The 17,747-nt window shown below is 70.6% G+C and carries 14 protein-coding genes; 7 read left to right on the forward strand and 7 right to left on the reverse strand.

Going from position 1 to position 17,747, the window contains the following annotated elements; all coding sequences use genetic code 11:
* Window positions 1-11: 11 nt before the first annotated feature.
* From nbtC to V8688_RS04480, 3 genes are read right to left on the reverse strand one after another with little or no spacing between them, the layout of a single operon-like run.
* Window positions 12-3,164 carry a nocobactin polyketide synthase NbtC gene (nbtC, locus tag V8688_RS04470; protein WP_342800224.1) on the reverse strand — a complete coding sequence of 1,051 codons (3,153 nt, stop codon included), beginning with the start codon at window positions 3,162-3,164 and terminating at the stop codon, window positions 12-14.
* On the reverse strand, window positions 3,157-4,482 hold the full coding sequence (locus tag V8688_RS04475) for a polyketide synthase (protein WP_342800225.1): 1,326 nt from the start codon (window positions 4,480-4,482) through the stop codon (window positions 3,157-3,159). Before V8688_RS04475 ends, nbtC begins: the two co-directional genes overlap by 8 nt.
* Entirely contained in the window at window positions 4,479-5,231 is a 753-nt protein-coding gene (locus V8688_RS04480; RefSeq protein WP_342800226.1) for an alpha/beta fold hydrolase, read from the reverse strand. Before V8688_RS04480 ends, V8688_RS04475 begins: the two co-directional genes overlap by 4 nt.
* A 255-nt stretch (window positions 5,232-5,486) precedes the next feature.
* Here V8688_RS04480 and V8688_RS04485 point away from each other — a divergent pair, with 255 nt between their 5' ends.
* On the forward strand, window positions 5,487-6,152 hold the full coding sequence (locus tag V8688_RS04485; protein WP_342800242.1) for a GNAT family N-acetyltransferase: 666 nt from the start codon (window positions 5,487-5,489) through the stop codon (window positions 6,150-6,152).
* Window positions 6,153-6,491: 339 nt separating this feature from the next.
* Here V8688_RS04485 and V8688_RS04490 read toward each other — a convergent pair whose 3' ends face one another.
* Window positions 6,492-7,781 carry a SidA/IucD/PvdA family monooxygenase gene (locus V8688_RS04490; protein WP_308248552.1) on the reverse strand — a complete coding sequence of 430 codons (1,290 nt, stop codon included), beginning with the start codon at window positions 7,779-7,781 and terminating at the stop codon, window positions 6,492-6,494.
* A gap of 156 nt (window positions 7,782-7,937) precedes the next feature.
* On the opposite strand from V8688_RS04490, the gene V8688_RS04495 reads away from it, so the two are divergent.
* The 3 genes from V8688_RS04495 to V8688_RS04505 all read left to right on the forward strand — a co-directional run bounded on the left by V8688_RS04495 (window position 7,938) and on the right by V8688_RS04505 (window position 10,623).
* The gene (locus V8688_RS04495) at window positions 7,938-8,645 is read left to right on the forward strand and encodes a siderophore-interacting protein (RefSeq protein ID WP_342800227.1); all 708 of its coding nucleotides are present in this window, start codon (window positions 7,938-7,940) and stop codon (window positions 8,643-8,645) included.
* A gap of 114 nt (window positions 8,646-8,759) precedes the next feature.
* Window positions 8,760-10,118, forward strand: coding sequence for a hypothetical protein (locus V8688_RS04500; RefSeq protein WP_342800228.1), 1,359 nt, complete (start codon window positions 8,760-8,762; stop codon window positions 10,116-10,118).
* An 85-nt stretch (window positions 10,119-10,203) separates the two neighbouring features.
* Window positions 10,204-10,623, forward strand: a complete 420-nt coding sequence (locus V8688_RS04505) for a TIGR03667 family PPOX class F420-dependent oxidoreductase (protein ID WP_342800229.1) — start codon at window positions 10,204-10,206, stop codon at window positions 10,621-10,623.
* A 49-nt stretch (window positions 10,624-10,672) separates the two neighbouring features.
* Here V8688_RS04505 and V8688_RS04510 read toward each other — a convergent pair whose 3' ends face one another.
* Both V8688_RS04510 and V8688_RS04515 read right to left on the reverse strand, forming a co-directional pair.
* Window positions 10,673-12,409 carry an ABC transporter ATP-binding protein gene (locus tag V8688_RS04510; RefSeq protein ID WP_342800230.1) on the reverse strand — a complete coding sequence of 579 codons (1,737 nt, stop codon included), beginning with the start codon at window positions 12,407-12,409 and terminating at the stop codon, window positions 10,673-10,675.
* Window positions 12,406-14,247 (reverse strand): ABC transporter ATP-binding protein, encoded by a 1,842-nt coding sequence (locus V8688_RS04515; protein ID WP_342800231.1) that lies wholly within the window; start codon window positions 14,245-14,247, stop codon window positions 12,406-12,408. Before V8688_RS04515 ends, V8688_RS04510 begins: the two co-directional genes overlap by 4 nt.
* A gap of 429 nt (window positions 14,248-14,676) precedes the next feature.
* Here V8688_RS04515 and V8688_RS04520 point away from each other — a divergent pair, with 429 nt between their 5' ends.
* The 3 genes from V8688_RS04520 to V8688_RS04530 all read left to right on the forward strand — a co-directional run bounded on the left by V8688_RS04520 (window position 14,677) and on the right by V8688_RS04530 (window position 17,068).
* A complete protein-coding gene (locus V8688_RS04520) occupies window positions 14,677-15,231 on the forward strand; it encodes a putative glycolipid-binding domain-containing protein (protein WP_342800232.1) in 555 nt (184 codons plus the stop codon).
* A gap of 20 nt (window positions 15,232-15,251) precedes the next feature.
* Window positions 15,252-16,193 (forward strand): RluA family pseudouridine synthase, encoded by a 942-nt coding sequence (locus V8688_RS04525; RefSeq protein WP_218719402.1) that lies wholly within the window; start codon window positions 15,252-15,254, stop codon window positions 16,191-16,193.
* Window positions 16,194-16,330: 137 nt separating this feature from the next.
* Entirely contained in the window at window positions 16,331-17,068 is a 738-nt protein-coding gene (locus V8688_RS04530; protein ID WP_342800233.1) for a CPBP family intramembrane glutamic endopeptidase, read from the forward strand.
* Between the two features lies 1 nt (window position 17,069).
* Here the strand turns inward: V8688_RS04530 and V8688_RS04535 are convergent, their stop codons facing one another.
* A complete protein-coding gene (locus tag V8688_RS04535) occupies window positions 17,070-17,726 on the reverse strand; it encodes a TetR/AcrR family transcriptional regulator (protein ID WP_218719400.1) in 657 nt (218 codons plus the stop codon).
* Window positions 17,727-17,747: the final 21 nt, after the last annotated feature.

A 17,747-nucleotide genomic window follows, 5' to 3' on the forward strand; every position in this document is an offset into this window, starting at 1 on the left:
CGTTCGGCCCCTCAGCCCTGGTTGGTGTTCTGTGCCATCAGCAGCACGACGTCGTCGAGCGACGCGCCGCCGAGAATCGCCGCGACCGGCAGATCGCGATCCAGCTCCGCCTTGACCCGCTTGCGGAAGTCCAAGGCCTGCAACGAGTCGAGGCCGAGCGCGACCAGCGGCATGGTGGCGTCGATCGAGTCGGCGCTGTCGCCGCCGATGACCTTGAGCAGTTCGGTGCGCATGCGCAGATCCAGCGGGGTGCTGTCGGCCGCGGGCGCATCGTTCACGGCGGGTGCGGGCGCCTGGCCCGGGTCGGCGGACCCGGTCGCCGACGACTCCGCCCGCGCCACCGGCGCACTGGACTCGAGCCCGGTGAGCACACTGGCCTGCCCGAACGCGCCGAGCACCTCCCGCAGGAAGTCCCAGTCCGCGGCGATGATCATGCCGTCGCGGGCGGGCAGTGCGAGCCCGGCCTCGATCGCGTCGGCGGGCGCCATCGGGAACACCCCCGCCTCTTCGACGCGGGCGAAACCGGCGTCGTCGAGCGGACCGGCGACGCTCCACAGACCCCACTGCAGGCTGGCCGCGTCGATGCCGCGGGCCCGCAGCCGGCGAGCGGCCACATCGAGCATCCGGTTGGTCACCGCGTAGAGGATCTGTCCACGTCCGCCCAGGGTCGCCGCCATGGACGAGCACAGCAGCACCCGCGCGTCGGCCGCCAGCGGGGCGGCCTCGATCAGGTTGTCCAGGCCACGCAGCTTGGCGCCCGCGGCGGTGCGCACATCCTCGGCGGTGATCTCGCCGAGTTCGGCGTCGACATAGTTCACCGCGGTGTGGATCACCAGATCGACCGGCCGATCGGCGATCTCGGCGCCGAAGGCGGCCACCGCCGCGACATCGCCGACATCGCAGGCGCGCACCACGATCTCCGTACTGCCCAGCGCGCGCAGCCGTGCCAGTTCGCCTGCCAGCGTCGCGGTTTCGCCGCTGCGGCTGAGCAGCGTGACGCGACCGGCGCCGGTGCGCGCCAGATGGTCGGTGAACCGCAGCCCGAGCTGACCGGTGCCGCCGACGATCACCACGTGATCGAGATCGGTGCCGAGCGCACCGGTCTCGGTGGCGGTGTCGAGCACCAGCCGCTTCACGAACATCTTGCCCGCGCGCAACGCCAGCTCGGCCTCCCCCGTGGAGTGCACGGCGGCGACGATCTTGGCGGCTTGCGCGGCCGCGGGTTCGGACGCGGCGAGATCGAGATGGCGGAACAGGATGCCGGGGTGTTCGATGCCGACACTGCGGAATCCGGCGGTGACGCCCGACTGGAACAGCGCGGGAATCGGATCGCCGCCGAGGACGGTCTCACCGCCGACGGTCAGCAGCCAGCACTCGCCGCCGGGGCGCAGCGCGGACAGCGCGCCCGCCCAGGCGCGGTCGGCGTAGAAGCCGGTCAGCGCGTCGACGGCGGCGGCGGTGTCGTCGTCCGTGGTCTCGGGGAGCAACACGACCACGGTGTCGGCGGCCGCACCGTCACTCAGGGTGAAGGCGGCGCCGGAGGCGAGGTCGGCCGGGCCGAGCACGCGCGCGCCGGCACCGTGGCGGTCGGCCGCCGCGAGCAGCGCGGTGGCAAGGTCGGCGCACTCGCCGGTGTGGTCGACGAGCAGCAGGGTGCGCGGCGCGGTGAGCGAGCGGCGCTGCAGCGGGCTCCACTGTTCCACCAGCCGTTGCGGTTTCGGCGTGGTGACGACCAGCTCGGCCGGGGTCTCGTGTGCCCCCAGCGGTGCCCACAGCCGCTTGGGCGCGGTGACGGTGTGCGGGAAATCGCGCAGCGGCAGGGTGACGGTGTCGTCGACCCGCAGTGCGTCCCACCGATAGTCGGCGTCGAGGACGGCGACCTGGGCCACATTCCGGGCGAACTCCGACAGGCCGTCCGCGGTGCGCAGCGAGGTGCCGAGCACACGGAAGTCGCGCGGGGGCAAGCCGGGACGGTTCGGGACCAGACTCAAGTTCTCCTGGAGCGCCAGTTGCAGCACCGGATGCTCGGCGACCTCGATCATCAGGTCGACGCCGTCACTGCCCGCGCTGATCACGGCGCGGTCGAACCGGACTCGGTTGCGCAGGTTCCAGTACCAGTACTCCTCCTGCTTGAGGTCGGGCGTGATCACCTCACCCAGCGTCGCTCCGTAGCAGGGGGTCTCGGAGGCGGCGAAGTTCGGGGCACTCATCTCGTCGCCGAGGAAGCCTTCGAAATCGGCCCGCACCTCGGCGACGATGGAGGTGTGCGCGGGGAAGGCGACCCGGATCTCCCTGGCGAACTGGCCGCGCTCGGTGGCCGCGGCTACCAGCTCGACGACGGCGCCGCGTTCGCCGGAGATGGCGATGATGTGCGGCGAGTTGACCACCGCCAGCTCGGCCCAGCCCGAGTTGCGCGCCATCAGCGCTTCCACGCTCTCGCGGTCCATCCCGAAGACCGCCATCGAATAGCCGCGCGGGGACAGCCGGTCCGCGAGCAGGGCCCGATGGGTCACCGCGAGCACCGAATCACGCAGCGTCATCACGCCGGAGACCGCGCCAGCGGCGAGCTCGCCCTGGCTGTGGCCGATGGTCGCGTGCGGTCGCACGCCCGCCGCCTGCCACGCCGCGGCCAGGCCGGTCATGTGGAACATCAACGCGGGCTGGACTTCCCACACCGTGTCGTCGTAGCGACCCTCGTGGCCCAGCAGATAGTGCAGCGGCTTGGAGTGCCCGAAGCGTTCGGCGTGGATGGCGGCGCACTCGTCGACAACGGCGCGGTAGGCGCCGGACAGCGCGTAGAACACCGCGCCCATGCCGGGGCGCTGACTGCCCTGGCCGGGGAAGACGAAGCCGACCCGGCGCGCGCCGGCGGCGGTGTCGGCCCGGACCACCGCCGGGTGGTCGGTGTCGGTGGCGATCGCGTCGAGCGCGGCCGTCAGGTCGGTCCGGGCGGCGTCGGTCGTCGACGGCGGAGCCAGCACCAGCGCGCGGCGACGACGGGCGACGCGGGTGCGGAACAGCATGTCCGCCAGGCGTTCCGATGTCGCCTCGGCATGGGTCTGGACGTAGTCGCGCAGGGCGGCGGCCTCGGCGCGCAGTCCGTCGACGCTGTCGGAGGACAGCAGGACGGGCACGGTGCCGTCGGGCAGACGGTACTCAGCCATGGTTGGTCTCCTCCAGCACCGGCAGGCCGACGATGGCGTGCGCGTTGGTTCCCGCGACACCGAACGAGGACACCGCGCCGTAGCGCATGCCGTCCGCGCGCGGCGCCCAGTCGGTGAGTTCGGCGGCGAGCCGCAGACTCGTCGCGTCCCAGTCGAGGTCGGTGGTCGGGGCGTCGGCCCACAGGCTCGGCGCGATCGCGCCGTGCGCGCCGCACAGCAGCACCTTGATCAGGCCGAGCATCCCCGAGGCGGCCTGGGCGTGGCCCGCGTTGGACTTCACCGAGCCGAGCAGCGGTCCGTCCGTGCCGCGCTCCGGATCGCCGTAGGTCGCGGCCAGTGCGGTCAATTCGAGCGGATCGCCGACGGCGGTGCCGGTGCCGTGGCCCTCGATCAGCCCGATGTCGTGCGTGCTGATCCCGGCGGCGACGACGGTGGCCTCGATGAGCCGCTGTTGCGCCTGCGCGCTGGGCACCGCGATCGGCGCGCCCGCGCCGTTGTGGTTGACCCGCGAGCCGAGCAGCTGCCCGTAGACCCGGTGTCCGAGCGCCTCGGCCCGCGACTGCCGTTCCAGCACGACCACGCCCGCGCCCTCGCCCCACAGCGTCCCGGTCGGGTCGGCGGCGTAGGAACGGCAGTGACCGTCGGTGGCCAGCGCATTGTTCTTGGAGAACTCGTAGAACGCGCCGGGCGAGCCCATCACGCAGACGCCACCGGCCAGCGCCCAGTCGCATTCGCCCGCGCGAATGGCCGAGGCGGCCTGATGCACCGCGGTCAGCGACGAGGCGCAGGCGGTGTCCACGCTGATGGACGGGCCGACCAGGCCGAGCCCGTGCGAGATACGTCCGGCGACCGCGCCGAGGGCGGTGCCGGTGGCCCGGTAGCCGCTGTACTCGTTGACACCGGCCACCCGCGGCCCGTACTCGACCGTCGAGACGCCCATCCAGACACCGGCCGGATCACCGTCGAGCGCACCGGGATTGATGCCGGCGTGCTCGAGCGCGCGCCAGGCCACTCGCATGGCCACCCGCTGCTGCGGGTCCATGGCGACGGCCTCGCGCGGGGTGATGCCGAAGTACTGGGCGTCGAACTCGGTGGCGCCGTCGAGGAAGCCGCCCGCGTCGCGCACGGGAGCCCAGCCGTCGAGCCTGCCGAGGGCGAACAGCTCGTCGAGCGGCCACTCGCGGTCGCGCGGGAACGGGCCGATCAGTTCGCGGCCCTGGGCCAGCGCCGACCAGAACGCAGGCAGGGTGTCGACGCCGCCGGGCGCTTCGACGCCCATGCCGACGATGACGATGGGGTCGGGGGTGGACTCGCTCATCGGGCGAGCGCCTGACCGGCCAGTACCTCGGCGATGCCGTCGATGTTCTCGTCGATGTAGAAGTGGCCACCGGCGAACAGATTCACCTCGGCCTCGGCGCTGGTGCTGGTCTCCCAGGCGTAGAGATCGCGGGGGCCGACGAACGGATCGTCGTCGCCGCCGAGCACCAGCAGGGGCGCGGCGACCTGGACGTCCGGGCCGCAGGAGTAGGCGTCGAAGGCGCGGTAGTCGGCCTTGAGCACCGGCAGCGCCATCCGCATGACCTCACGGCTGGCCATCACGTCGGCGCCGGTGCCGTTGAGCGCGGCCATGTGGTCGAGCAATTCCTCGTCCTCGGTGGGATGTCCGGGAAGCTCGGCGATCCGGTGCGGTGCGGCCGCCGCGGAGGTCACCAGCAAACGCACGGGCAACCCGGCGGCTTCGGCCAGCCGGACGAACTCGAACGCGACGATGGAACCCATGCTGTGACCGAAGACGGTCAGCGGGGCGCCGGTGTCGTGGGCGGAGCCACGGAAGGCCTCGAAGGCGCCTGCGGCGAGCTCGGGCAGGGTCTCGGCGGCGGCTTCGCGCACGCGGTCCTGCCGACCGGGGTACTGCATCACCACGGTGTCGAAGTCATGGGCCGTACGCTTGGCGAACACCCGGTAGGCCGAGGCGCCGGCGCCCGCGTGCGGGAAGACGATCAGCGGCGGTAGGGAGTCGGTCCGGGGGGCCTGGAATTGCCGGATCCAGCCGAGTTCTCTTGCCATGTCGTTCTCCCTCACCGGTCGCGCACACGCTGCGCGGCCGTTTCGCACTGTCCAACGCCGTGCCGACGCACGGGCCCGCCCGGCGCAGTCGTCCGGGACCGGGGCGAATCCTGTTGCGCCCGAAGCCGACCCGGTTCGGTCGTGCCCGGCAACCACCGGGCGATCGGTCGGGCAACAGTAACACCCGGGCATTAGTATAGGCTAGCCTTACCAACCGAGGTGACCAAGGTAACGATCGAACGGAGCACCCAGCAGATGAACCCCGCCGGGACCCCCTACGTGCTACCCCGCGAGCAGACCGACCTGCCCGCCGAGGTGGCCGCCGCACCGGCGCCGACACTGCCGGTCTTCGCCGCGCCCTTCGCCCTGCGCGTAGCCGACCCGGACGGCGCCGATCCCGAGCTGCTGGCCGAGTGGATGGCCCGACCGCACCTGCTCGAATCGTGGGAGCAGGACTGGGACGCCGACCGCCGCCGCGAGGATTTCCGGGCCCAGCTGGCCGGAACCTACTCGCGCCCCTGCGTTCTCAGCCTCGACTTCGCCGTGCTGGGCGAGCCGGAGCTCGGTGTGCGCGACATCGCCTACCTCGAGTTCTACCGCGCGGCCAAGGACGAGATCGGCCGGCTCTACGACGCGCAGCCCGGCGACATCGGCTTCCATATCGCCACCGCCGACACCCGGGTGATCGGCAAGGGCATCATGTCCGCCTGGATCTCGACCATGGCCGCCGCCGTCTTCGCCGCCAACCCCGACTGCCGACGCATGCTCGGCGACCCGGATCACCGCAACCAGGCCATCTGCCGCAGCTTCGACAAGATCGGCTGGCACCGCGTCGGCGAATTCGACGTCCGCCCCACCCGCCGCATCGCGCTCTACGCGACCCCGCGCACCCCGACCGACCTCCCGGCCCCCGCCTCCTGACCGGACCCCCACGCCCGCCCTCGACAGGGACAGGGACAGGGACAGCGGCACACCAGCGCTCCAACAAACCCAGCCACCCACGCCCGACCCCTAGGGAGGGCAGGCCGACGCAGTCGGCCGTCGGCGGCCGTCCCGCCGGTCAGGCGCCGTGGCGTACGCGACGAAGGAGCAAGCCACGGTCCCTGACCGGCGGGACACAAGGGGCCGCCGACTCGAGCGCGCCAGCGCTCCAAAAACTCAAGCCTGCTGGGCGATCCAGTTGTGCATCCAGGTGATGGCGGTCTGGCCGCCACCCNCCCAAGGGGCCGCCGACCTCGAGCGCGCCAGCGCTCCAACAACTCAGCACGCCGCAAGGTGGACCGCGCCGGCACGGGCCCGGGCGGGTTCGGTGCGCAGCACGCGGTCCGAGAGTTCGCCCAGGCAGCTGAGATTGGGGAAGCCGGGGCCCTGTGCCATGGCGGCCATGTTCGGCAGGTACAGCTTGCCCGCCAGGCCGGTGACGGCCAGGTCGTAGCCGATCGAGGACTCGATCCGCTGCTGGGTCAGCGGGCCGCCGACGGCGAGCTCGAGCAGGTCGGCGGTCTGCTGGTCGAACATGTCCAGGAACCACAGCGGCTGACCGCCGGTGGCGTCGACGACCAGGTCGAAGTTGTGTACCTGATCGGCCCGCAGCTCGTTGGTGAGGGTGAGGGCCAGCACCTCGCCCTGCGGCACGATCTTGGTGACCCGGCCCTGCAGGTGGTGCACGCGGCTGTCGCCGAGCAGGCTCTCCTGCACCCGCACCGAGAACACGCCGCGGTCGGTGCGCCGGATGACGTCGCGGCGTTCCTGGATGCTCAGCGCGTTCCACTTCACCGGATCGCTGAACAGCGAGTTCTCGAAGAAGCTCTCACCACGGGTGTAGAGGGTGGCCATCGGCGAGATCACCGAGATGGTGAGCATCTCGTGCCGGACCAGCTCGTCCAGGGCCGAGCCCGCGGTCTCGCCACCGCCGATCACCGCGGCGCGGGAGGCGGCGGGCAGGCCGCGCTTACCCGCGAGGTCCCAGAACTCGGCGATGCTGAGCACGCGCGGGTGGTCGGCCAGCGCGCGACTGCTGCGGCCGGGGCCGGTGATCATCAGGCCGTCGGCGGCGAGTTCGGTGCGATGGCCGTCGGCGTCGACGACGCCGACCTGCCACTGGTCGCCGATGCCGTTGCCGCCGTGGCGGATCTGCTCGACCCGGCCGAGCACGAGCTCGAGGTCGATGGACTTGGCGACCCACTGCAGGTACTTGGCCCAGACGTGGTGCTGCGGGCTCGGCCTGCCGCGGTCGATCCATTCGGCGTAGGTGCCGTGCTCGATCAGGAACGAGGTCCAGCTGAACGCGGCCATCGCCTGGTCGATGTCGCGATTGCGGCCGCGCGCCCAGGTGGAGTGGTAGGGGAAACCGATGTCCTTCTCGGGGCTGGTGCCGAGCCGGTGCTGACCGTCGGTCCAGCCGCCGCTGGGCAGCCAGTTGCCGCCGACCGCGTGCGATTCGACGACGACCACGCGCGGGGCGGGCAGGCCGAGGGTGCGCAGGACGTGCGATTTCGCCGCCACCGCAAGGGCTTTCGGCCCCGCGCCGACTACCAGGAGGGTCTCCACCGGTTCGTTCTCCACTCTCTCACGCATATCCGCGCCGGGATCGTCCACAGGGCGATCGCCCGGACACGATCCCCATATTTGCATAGGCTTACCTTATCTGGCTAGTGCAGTCCTACCCGTGCAGACAAATTAGTGACCTTAGGCTAACCTAACGGCATGGGTAAGGGATTGAACGGCCTGATCACCAAGGCCTGGGGCGGCGCCGACTACAAGCTGACGGTGACATCCACCGAGCAGATCACCGACAAGTTCGTGCGGATCGGCGTCGACCTCGGCGGGTTGCTCGCCGACCACCCGGTACACCCGACCCAGTGGATCCGCCTGTGGATTCCGGATGCCGACAGCGACAAGCTGCACCACCGCGGCTACACCCTCGTCGACCCGAACCCGGAAACCGACACCGCTTACATCGACTTCGCGCTGCACAACGGCCCGGCCGCCGACTGGGCCCGCCGCGCCGAGCCGGGCGACCCGCTCGATGCGACCGTCCTCGGCTCGGACTTCCAGCTGCCGGAGCAGACCCCGAGCGAGTACATCATCTTCGGCGACACCGCCTCGCTGCCCGCCATCAACTCACTGCTCGACGCCATCGGCGACACCCCGGCGCGGGTCTGGCTGGAGTGGCAGTACGAGTCCGACCAGACCATCCCGGTGCGCACCAAGCCGCATCACCAGCTCACCTGGCTGCAGCGGGTCGACGACGGCCGCCTCATGCGCGAAGCCGCGCTGGAGATCAGCTGCGCCGCGGACGCGTTCGCGTGGGTGGCCTGCTGTGGACAGACCACCCGCTCGATCGTGAAGACCCTCAAGGGCCAGCACGCGCTGCCCAAGACCGCGATCAAGTCGCAGGCGTACTGGAAGTAGCCCCCGAGGACGACCAGCGGTCGGTCTCGGTGCTGATGCGGCCGGAGTAGGCGCTGCGGCAAGCTGATCGGACAAGTCGGGAACGCCCGAGCCGTCCGGATCGAAACGAGCGCCGTGTCCGTCATCGATGCTGTCTTGCTGGTCGCCACCGTGGCGCTCGCGATCATGCTGGTCGCGTCGCCACGGCTCGGCAGGCGCGTGGCGCCGTTCGCGCTGCCGGTGGTGATCCTGGGCACGCTGCTGCTGTGGGTGCTCGCGAGCTCCTGGCATTGGTGGCCGCTCTACCTGCTCATCGCGCTGATGCTCGCGTTCGTGCTGACCGATGTCGCCGGAGCGCGGCGGCGGGCGTGGTTCCGCGCGGGAATCGGCGCGCTGGCCGTGCTCGCGATCCTGCCGTGGGCGGTGCCGCCCGCGCCGGAACTGCCCGAACCCACCGGACCGTACGCCGTCGGGTCGGAGATCTTCCGCTGGGTCGACGAGCGGCGGCCCGAGCCGGCGACCGCCGCCGAGGAAGACCGGCGCAATGTGGTCGTCCAGGCGTGGTATCCGACCGAGGTCTCGTCCGGTCGCCAGTGGGTGTATCTCGACGGGCAGGACCGGTTGCCGTCGAAGGTGTCGGGTATTCCGGGATTCCTGCTGGCGGACACCCGGATCGACACCCACGCGACCGCCGACGTCGCCGTGTCGCCGGACCGGGACCGCTGGCCGGTGGTGCTGTTCTCCCCCGGCTACGGCGCGCCGCGCGCCTTCTACTCCGGACTGGTCGCCGACCTGGCCAGTCGCGGCTTCCTCGTGCTGGCGATCGATCATCCCTACGAGTCGGCGGTGACCGAACTCGCCGACGGCACGGTGGCCACTACGGTCGAGAACATCGCCGCCGACGACCCCGATGCCCTCCGCTACATGACCGAGCGTCTCGAAACCCGCACGGCCGACCTGCGATTCGTACTCGACCAGCTCGCCCGGCCCGAGGTCCTCGGCCCGCTGGAAGGCCATGTCGACCTCGGAAACCTCACCGCCATCGGACATTCCCTCGGCGGTGCCGCCGCGCTGTCGGCCATGGCCGCCGACTCACGGCTCACCGCCGCGGCCAATCTCGACGGCACCCTCTACGGCGATCTGCCCGAGCGCGCCCTCGATCGCCCGGTGCTGCTGCTGGAGAGCGACCACGCCGTGACCGGGCATTCCCAGCGCTATCTCGACGGCAATCGCGCGGTGCTGGAACGGCTTCGCGCCCCCGGCTTCCGCTTCGAATTCGGCGACGCCGACCACTACAGCTTCACCGACGTGCCCCAATTCCTGGCCGCCCCGGTGCGTTTCGTGGCGACCAGGATCGTCGGCGGATCACGTACCCCGGCCGACATCCAGCGCACCGCCAACGACATCCTCACCCCGTTCCTGCTGGGCCGATACGCCGAGGTCGGCGTCGCCGCCGGTCATGCCGGGGTCACGGGCGGTCCGGTGCCGCGCTGACCAGACGTGGTGGCGGGGGCGGGCGATTTCGGCGAAGGTGGACAGCGGAACGCAGTACGGAACCCACACCCGCGAGGAGTACGCCGTGTCCGTTCTCGACGACAGCACACCCTTCGGCGCCACGGTCGCCCAGCGCCTGGCCGACGAGCACGTTCTCTGGCTGACCACCATCGGCGCCGACGGCACCCCGCAGCCGAACCCGGTGTGGTTCCTGTGGCAGGACGAGACGTTCCTGATCTACACCATGCCCGAGGCCAAGCGGCTACGTCATCTCGCCCGCAATCCGCGGGTCGCGCTGAACTTCAACAGCTCCGCCTCCGGCGGCGAGGTGGTCGTGTTCACCGGGACGGCACGCGTCGGCGAGGCGGTGTCGGACGCCACGATCGCCGACTACAGCCGCAAGTACACCCAGGGCTTCGTCGACATCAAGATGACCGAGGCCGAGTTCTTCGACACCTACTCGGTCCCGATCCACATCACCCCGGACCAGCTGCGAGGCTTCTGACACACACGAGGGCCGTCTCGTCGAGCGAGACGGCCCTCGTCGTGGCGGGTCAGACCGAGACTGGCTCGAGCCGCCAGCCGGTGGCGCGTTCCCGCTCGTTCCAGAACGCGGCGTAGCGGCCGTCGAGCGCGAGCAGTTCCTGGTGGGTGCCGCGTTCGGCGATGCGGCCGCCGTCGAGGAACAGGATCTGGTCGGCGTGCGCGATCGTCGAGAGCCGGTGGGCCACGACGAGAACGGTCTTGTCCCTGGTCAGTTCGTGGATGCCACGGACCACCACGGCCTCGCTGTGCGGGTCGAGCGCACTGGTCGCCTCGTCGAGCAGGACGATCGGGGCATCCTTGAGCAGGGCCCTGGCGATCGACACGCGCTGGCGTTCACCACCGGACAGCGACGCGCCGCCCTCGCCGACCAGGGTGTCGAAACCGTCGGGCAGCCGCTCGACGATCTCGTCGACCCTGGCCGCGACGGCGGCGCGCTCGAGTTCGGCGTCGGTGGCCGCAGGCTTGCCGATGCGGATGTTGTCGGCCACCGAGCGGTTGAACAGGTAGACGTTCTGGAAGACCAGCGACAGCTGATCGAGCAGCGTCTCCGACGGCTGTTCGCGCACATCGTGTTCGCCGACCGAGACCGCGCCGGAGCTCACGTCGTAGAAGCGGGCGGCCAGCCGCAGCAGCGTGGTCTTGCCCGCGCCGCTGGGGCCGACGATCGCCGTGGTGGTCCCGGCGGGCACGGTGAAGCTCAGCTCCGACAGGACGGGCTCACCGGGCCGGTAGCCGAAGCTCACCTCGTCGAACACCACGGCGGGCGCACCCGGCGTCACCGGCTCGCTGGGCGCGGGCAACGTCGGCTCGGCCAGCAGCTCGGTGATCCGGTCGGCGGCCGCGGCGGCCGACCGCAGGGCCGCGCCCAGTTGGGCGGCCTGGTTCACCGGCTCGATGAAGCGCGAGCTCACCGCGATCAGCGCGATCGCCGCGGCCGCCGAGATCGCGCCGTCGGTCACCCGCACCACCGCGAGGTAGGCCAGCACCAGGAACACCGCCTGCACGAACAGCGCGAAGACGATCAGCCCGGGCACGGTCGCGACCATCATCTTGCGCACCGCCGAGCGCTGACCGACCAGCGCGGCGTCGAGCGCCTTGTTGCCCGCGCCGACCGCGCCGAACGCGCGCAGCACCGGCTGGGCCTGGGCGAATTCCACCACCCGGGAATCGGCTTCGGCCGCGGCGGTGTGCAGACGGGCGTCGGCGCCGGTGTAGGCGCGGTTGGCCAGGTTGTTGACCAGGTACAGCACGGGCGCGGCGAGCAGCATGGCCAGCCCGATCCGCCAATCGATGAACAGCATGCCGAGCGCGACCACCAGCGGCACGATGATGCCGGTGAGCACCTTGGCGAGCAGGTAGGCGATCAGGCCCTGCATCTCGCGGACCTGCTCGACCATCACCCGCGACAGCGGGCCGGAGTCGCGGTCGGCGAACCAGCCCAGCGGCAGCGCGTTGAGCTGATCGCCGAGCCGGGTCTGCAGGCCACGCTGCATGCCGAGGCCGATCCGCAGGCCGAGTACAGCCTGTAGGTAACCGAAGACGACCACACCGGCCACGGCCACGGCCATGCCGAGCGCCCACAGCCAGGCGCCACCCAGATCGTCACCGAAGAGCGTTTCCAACACCGGGACCAGCAGCAGATACGCGATGGCCTGGCACAGCGCCTGGAGCACGATGGCGGCGAGCAGGCGCGGGATCAGCGGGGCGAACTCGTCGGGGACGAGGCGGAAAACCTTGCGAATCATCGTGTTTCCTCCACCAGGGCGAGCGTGCCGAGCGCGGCCTCGTTGATCTCCCACAGCCGCTGATACAGCCCGCCCGCGGCGCGCAGCTCGGCATGGGTGCCCTGCTCGACGAGGGTTCCGTTCTCCAGCACCAGGATTCGGTCGACGCCGGTGATGGTGTGCAGGCGGTGCGCGATCACCAGCACAGTGCGGCCGGCCACGAGCGCGGCCAGCGCGTCCTGCACCGCGGCCTCGGATTCGGGATCGGCGAAGGCGGTGGCCTCGTCGAGGACCAGTACCGGGGTGTCGGCCAGCAGCGCGCGGGCGATCGAGAGGCGCTGGGCCTCACCGCCGGACAGGGTCGCGTCGACGCCGATCTCGGAGTCGTAGCCGCGCGGCAGCGCCGTGATCCGGTCGTGGATCTGCGCGGCCCGGCTCGCCCGCTCGATCGCCGCGTCGTCGGCGTCGGGACGCGCGATCAGCAGGTTCTCGCGGATCGAGCCGCGGATCAGGCGCACGTCCTGGAACACGAATCCGACGGTGCGGTACAGCTCTTCGCTGGTGAACTCGCGAATATCACGGCCGTCGATGGTGATCCGGCCCGCGCCGACGTCGTAGAAGCGGGGCAGGAGTTTGGCCAGCGTCGATTTGCCGGAGCCGCTCGGGCCGACCAGCGCGGTGATGGTGCCCGGGGTCAGTTCGAGATCGAGGCCGCGCAGCACGTCATGGCCGGTGCGGTAGGCGAATTCGACCCCTTCGAAGCGGACGACGCCGTCCTGGCCCGTGCCGGGCGCGGTGGTCGCCGCGACGATGTCGAGCTCGGGAGTCTGCTGCAGTTCGTGCAGGCGCAGCGCCGCGGCGCCACCGGCCCGCAGCGCCTGCGAGCCGTAGCCGAGACCGAGCAGCGAACTGCCGATACCCAAGCCGACCAGCAGGAACGGCAGCAGGTCGAGCGGATTCACCCAGTCGAGGCCGACGAAGGCCAGCCCGCCGACGACCACGATCAGCATGACGAAGACCGGCATGACGACGATGTCGGAGGCCGACTGCACGCGCAGGATCGGCATCTTCATCCGGTGCGCCGCCTGCACCTGACCGTCGACCGCGTGCTGGAACTCGGTGTGCGCCTTGCCCGCCTGGCCGAACGCCCGCACCACCTGGATGCCGTCGACGAATTCGATCGTGGCCTCGGCGGTGCGGCGCTCCCAGCGGGTGTAGACCGCGAGACGGTCGCGGCCGTCGCGGTCCATGATCTTGCCGAACAGGAAGAAGTAGGCGATCAGCGGAATCAGCAGGACCAGGGTGAGCCGCCAGTCGACGGTGAACAGGTAGCCGAGGGTGACCAGCGGAACCACCAGCGCGCCGACGAACTCCAGCCGGGCGTGCGCCACGAGGTAGTGCAGCGCCTCCACGTCGTCGCGCAGATAGGTCTTGACCTCGCCGGAGCTGCGTTCGCCGAACCAACCGAGCGGCACCCGGGTGAGCTTGTCGGCCAGGGCCCGGCGCAGGGTGAGCTGGTACCCGGCGTCGACCGCGTGCGACCAGGTCAGCGCGACGGCTTGCAGCAGCGCGCGCACGATCAGGACGACCACGGCCGCGCCGAACAGCCACCACACCCGATCGGTGTCGACCGGGGTCTCGAGCAGTTCCCGGCAGGCCTGCACGATCAGCAGGAACGGCACGACGGTGCAGACCGAGGCGACCGCGACGAGCAGGCTCGCCGACGTCAGCATTCCCGACACCGGCGCCAGGATCTCCTTGCGCGCCCGCGCTTGCTGTTGCTTCTGCGCTTTCGCAGCCGCCTTGGGCAGCCGGTTCCCCGACTCCACCCCCGGCGGCGGCGCTACCTGCACCGTCATAACTTCTCGCCCTCTCGACCTGTCCACAGCAGTGTGCCAAGGGTAGGTTAGCCTAAGTTGAGTGGTTGTGGCCGACCGGGGAAGGTTGTGTGAACTGGCGGTCAACCCCCTCGGCAATTCGACATTCCGGGCGTAATTTCCTCTCTACCTCCGAGTCCTTTCGCACGGCGGGAGAGCGAAAATGTTTGTCACGTCAATAATTTCGGCGATTGCGGACTGCCATATCGATCCCGGTCTTCTGACGCCCGACCAAGCGCATCGAGCCATGCAGATTCATCTCGAATGCAGCGTCGATCTGTGCCGGGTGCGCAGGCGCGCCCGGCACACCCTCGTCGAAGCGAAATTGATGGTCCTCGACCAGCGCGCCGGTTGACGATTGGCCGCCAGAATTCCGGGAAATCATTTCTGGTGTTCACTCCTCTGCCATCCGTGGCCGCCTGGGTGCATCACCAGGCGCGCACCGGGTTCGAAGTGACCTATTTCCGCGACGGCGAACGCGGCGTTCTCATCGAAGGGTGCGCGACCGCGGTCGAGGACGGTCTCGCCTGGGCGATCGACTATCGCCTGCGGGTCGACGGCAGCTGGCACACCCGGTCGGCGCAGATCACCGGCCGCTACCCCGACACCCGGCGCTCGCTCACGCTCCGTTCCGACGGGCTCGGGCGCTGGCAGGTCGACGGAGCGCCCGCGCCCGAACTCGACGGCTGTCTCGACGTCGACCTCGAGGCGTCGGCGTGCACGAACGCGCTGCCGGTGCACCGGCTCGGGCTCGCGGTCGGGGACGCGGCCGACGCGCCCGCGGTGTACGTGCGCGCCGCCGACCTCGCGGTCGGCCGGCTCCCCCAGCACTATCGGCGGATCACCGACGGCGCAGGTCAGCGCTACGACTACCAAGCGCCGAGCGTCGACTACCGGGCGACGCTGGACTACGACGAGGCCGGTCTGATCGTCGACTATCCGGGGCTGGCGCGCCGCCACGCCTGAGGGCCGACGAGACTGGCGGTATGCGACGCAGGCAGCAGCCGCCGCTGCCCAAGCGGCACGGCCTCGATCCCGCCCGGCTCCGGCTCCCGGAGGACGGGCAGTGGGCGACCGTGCGAGACCACCTGGTCGAGCGGCTGCCGCGCGTCGATCCGGCGCGAATCGACGAGATGCTGCGGGCCGGCGAGATCGTCGACCTGACGGGGCCGCTGCCGCCGGACGCGCCGTTCGTGCCGGGCGGGGCGGTGTGGTTCCACCGCGATCTGCCGGTCGAGACCGAGGTGCCGTTCGAGATCGGGATCGTCCACCGCGACGACGACATCCTGGTCGTCGACAAACCGCACTTCCTGGCGACCATCCCGCGTGGCCAGCACATCCTCCAGACCGCGCTCGTGCGCCTGCGCCGCGACCTGGACCTGCCCGATCTGATTCCGGCGCACCGGCTCGACCGGGTCACCGCGGGCCTGATCCTGTTCGTGGTGAACCCGGCGGCGCGCGGCGCCTATCAGACGATGTTCCACCGCCGCACCGTGCGCAAGGAATACGAGGCCATCGCGCCCTACGATCCGGCACTGGAACTGCCCAGGACCGTGCGCAGCCGGATCATCAAGGAGAAGCAGGTGCTCGCCGCGCAGGAGGTGCCCGGCGAGCCCAATGCCGAGACCGAGGTGGAACTGGTCGAGCACCGCGACGGGCTCGGCCGCTACCGGCTGCGGCCACACACCGGGCGGACTCATCAGCTGCGGTTGCATATGAACAGCCTCGGCGTGCCGATTCTCGGTGACGACTTCTATCCGGTGGTCACCGACAAATCCGTCGACGACTACACCCGGCCGCTGCAATTGCTGGCGGCCTCGCTCGAATTCACCGATCCGATCAGCGGACAGCCACGGCGGTTCGAGACCAGGCGCACCCTCCAGGCCTGGTCCGACCTGCCCGGATGGTCCGCGACCGCTGTCGAGTAGCTCACAGGCCGGGGCCGGTTGTCGATCTTGATGACCACACGCAGCGCCGGTCGGTCCCGGTTTCGCCCAGGAATCGCGCGCTGACCTGCGGTCATCGCACCGTTTCCATTCCGTGATATTTCCGTACACTCGGTCGGGTGCCCGTACCCGCCACCGTCGCCGATCCCCGGCCGAAGCTGCACGCCTATCTCGATATCGGCGTGGTCGTCGTCGTGCTGGCCTGCACCAATCTGATCGCGCATTTCACCACCGCGTGGGCCAATATCGTCACCGTGCCGGTCGCGGCCTTCGCGCTGCTGGCGCTGATGCGCAAGCGCGGGCTCGGCTGGGCCGAACTCGGCCTGTCCCCCAGGCACTGGCGTCGCGGCACGATCTACGCGCTCGGCGCGGTCGGGATCGTGCTCACCGCCGTCGCGATCGGCGCGATCCTGCCGATCACCCGGCCGTTCTTCCTCGCCGACCGGTACGCCACCATCTCCGGCGCGCTCATCGCCTCGATGATCGTCATCCCGTTGCAGACGGTGATCCCGGAGGAACTCGCCTTCCGCGGTGTCCTGCACGGCACCCTCGACCGGGTGCTCGGCGTCCGCGGACTGTTCGCGGCGGGCTCGCTGCTGTTCGGCTTCTGGCACATCGCCTCCTCGCTGGGCCTGACCAGCGGCAACAAGGGCCTGTCCGGGATCGTCGGCGGCGGCCTCGTCGGCCAGATCATCGGCATCGCCCTCGCCGTCGCGGCCACCGCGGGCGCGGGCGTGGTGTTCACCTGGCTGCGCAGGCGCAGCGGCAGCCTGCTCGCCCCGATCGCCCTGCACTGGTCGCTCAACGGCGCGGGCGCGCTCGCCGCCGCCGTCGTCTGGCACACCGCGCTGCGCTGAGTCAACGCTCGTCGGCCAGGGCCGGGTCGGTGGTGCGAACGGCGGCGAAGACATTCGCGCAGACCGTCACGAGGTCGTCGGGGTGGGTGGTGCGGCCGTCCATCAGCCAGTCGACCAGCAGGTGGTTCACGCCGCCGACCACGGTGACACAGGTCAGTCTGCTGCGTTCGGGGAGCGGCTGGGCCCGTGCCGAGGCCCACAGCCCGGCGACCAGTTCGGCGTAGTCGCGCAGCACGCCGTGCCTGCGTTCCTCCATCCGCGCGGAGACGCCGACGACCTCGATCAGCACCACTCTGGCGCGGCGCGGGTCCTCGGTGAGATACCCGATGAAGGCGGCCAACCCCGCCGTGATCACATCGTCGAGGCGGGGCCCGGCACTCGACAGTGCCGCCACCGTGCGCTCGCGGAGCTGGGCGGTCGTCTCGTCGTAGAGCGTGGCCAGGCAGGACTCGCGGTCGCGGAACGACTCGTAGAAGTAGCGCTCGGTGAGACCGGCGATCCCGCACAGCTGCTTGACCGTGCCCACCGCGTAGCCCTGGGTGCCGAAGAGTTCGAGCGCGGCATCCAGCAGTGCGGTTCGGCGCTGCTGGACTCGCTCCGCAGAGGTCCGTCCCGAGTACCGCCGACCCGCCGGGCGATCGGCGGACTGGTCTGTCATCGAAGTCTGTCCTTCTGTGCG

It is taken from the genome of Nocardia sp. No.11 (assembly GCF_038752175.1).
Taxonomy (GTDB): domain Bacteria; phylum Actinomycetota; class Actinomycetes; order Mycobacteriales; family Mycobacteriaceae; genus Nocardia; species Nocardia canadensis.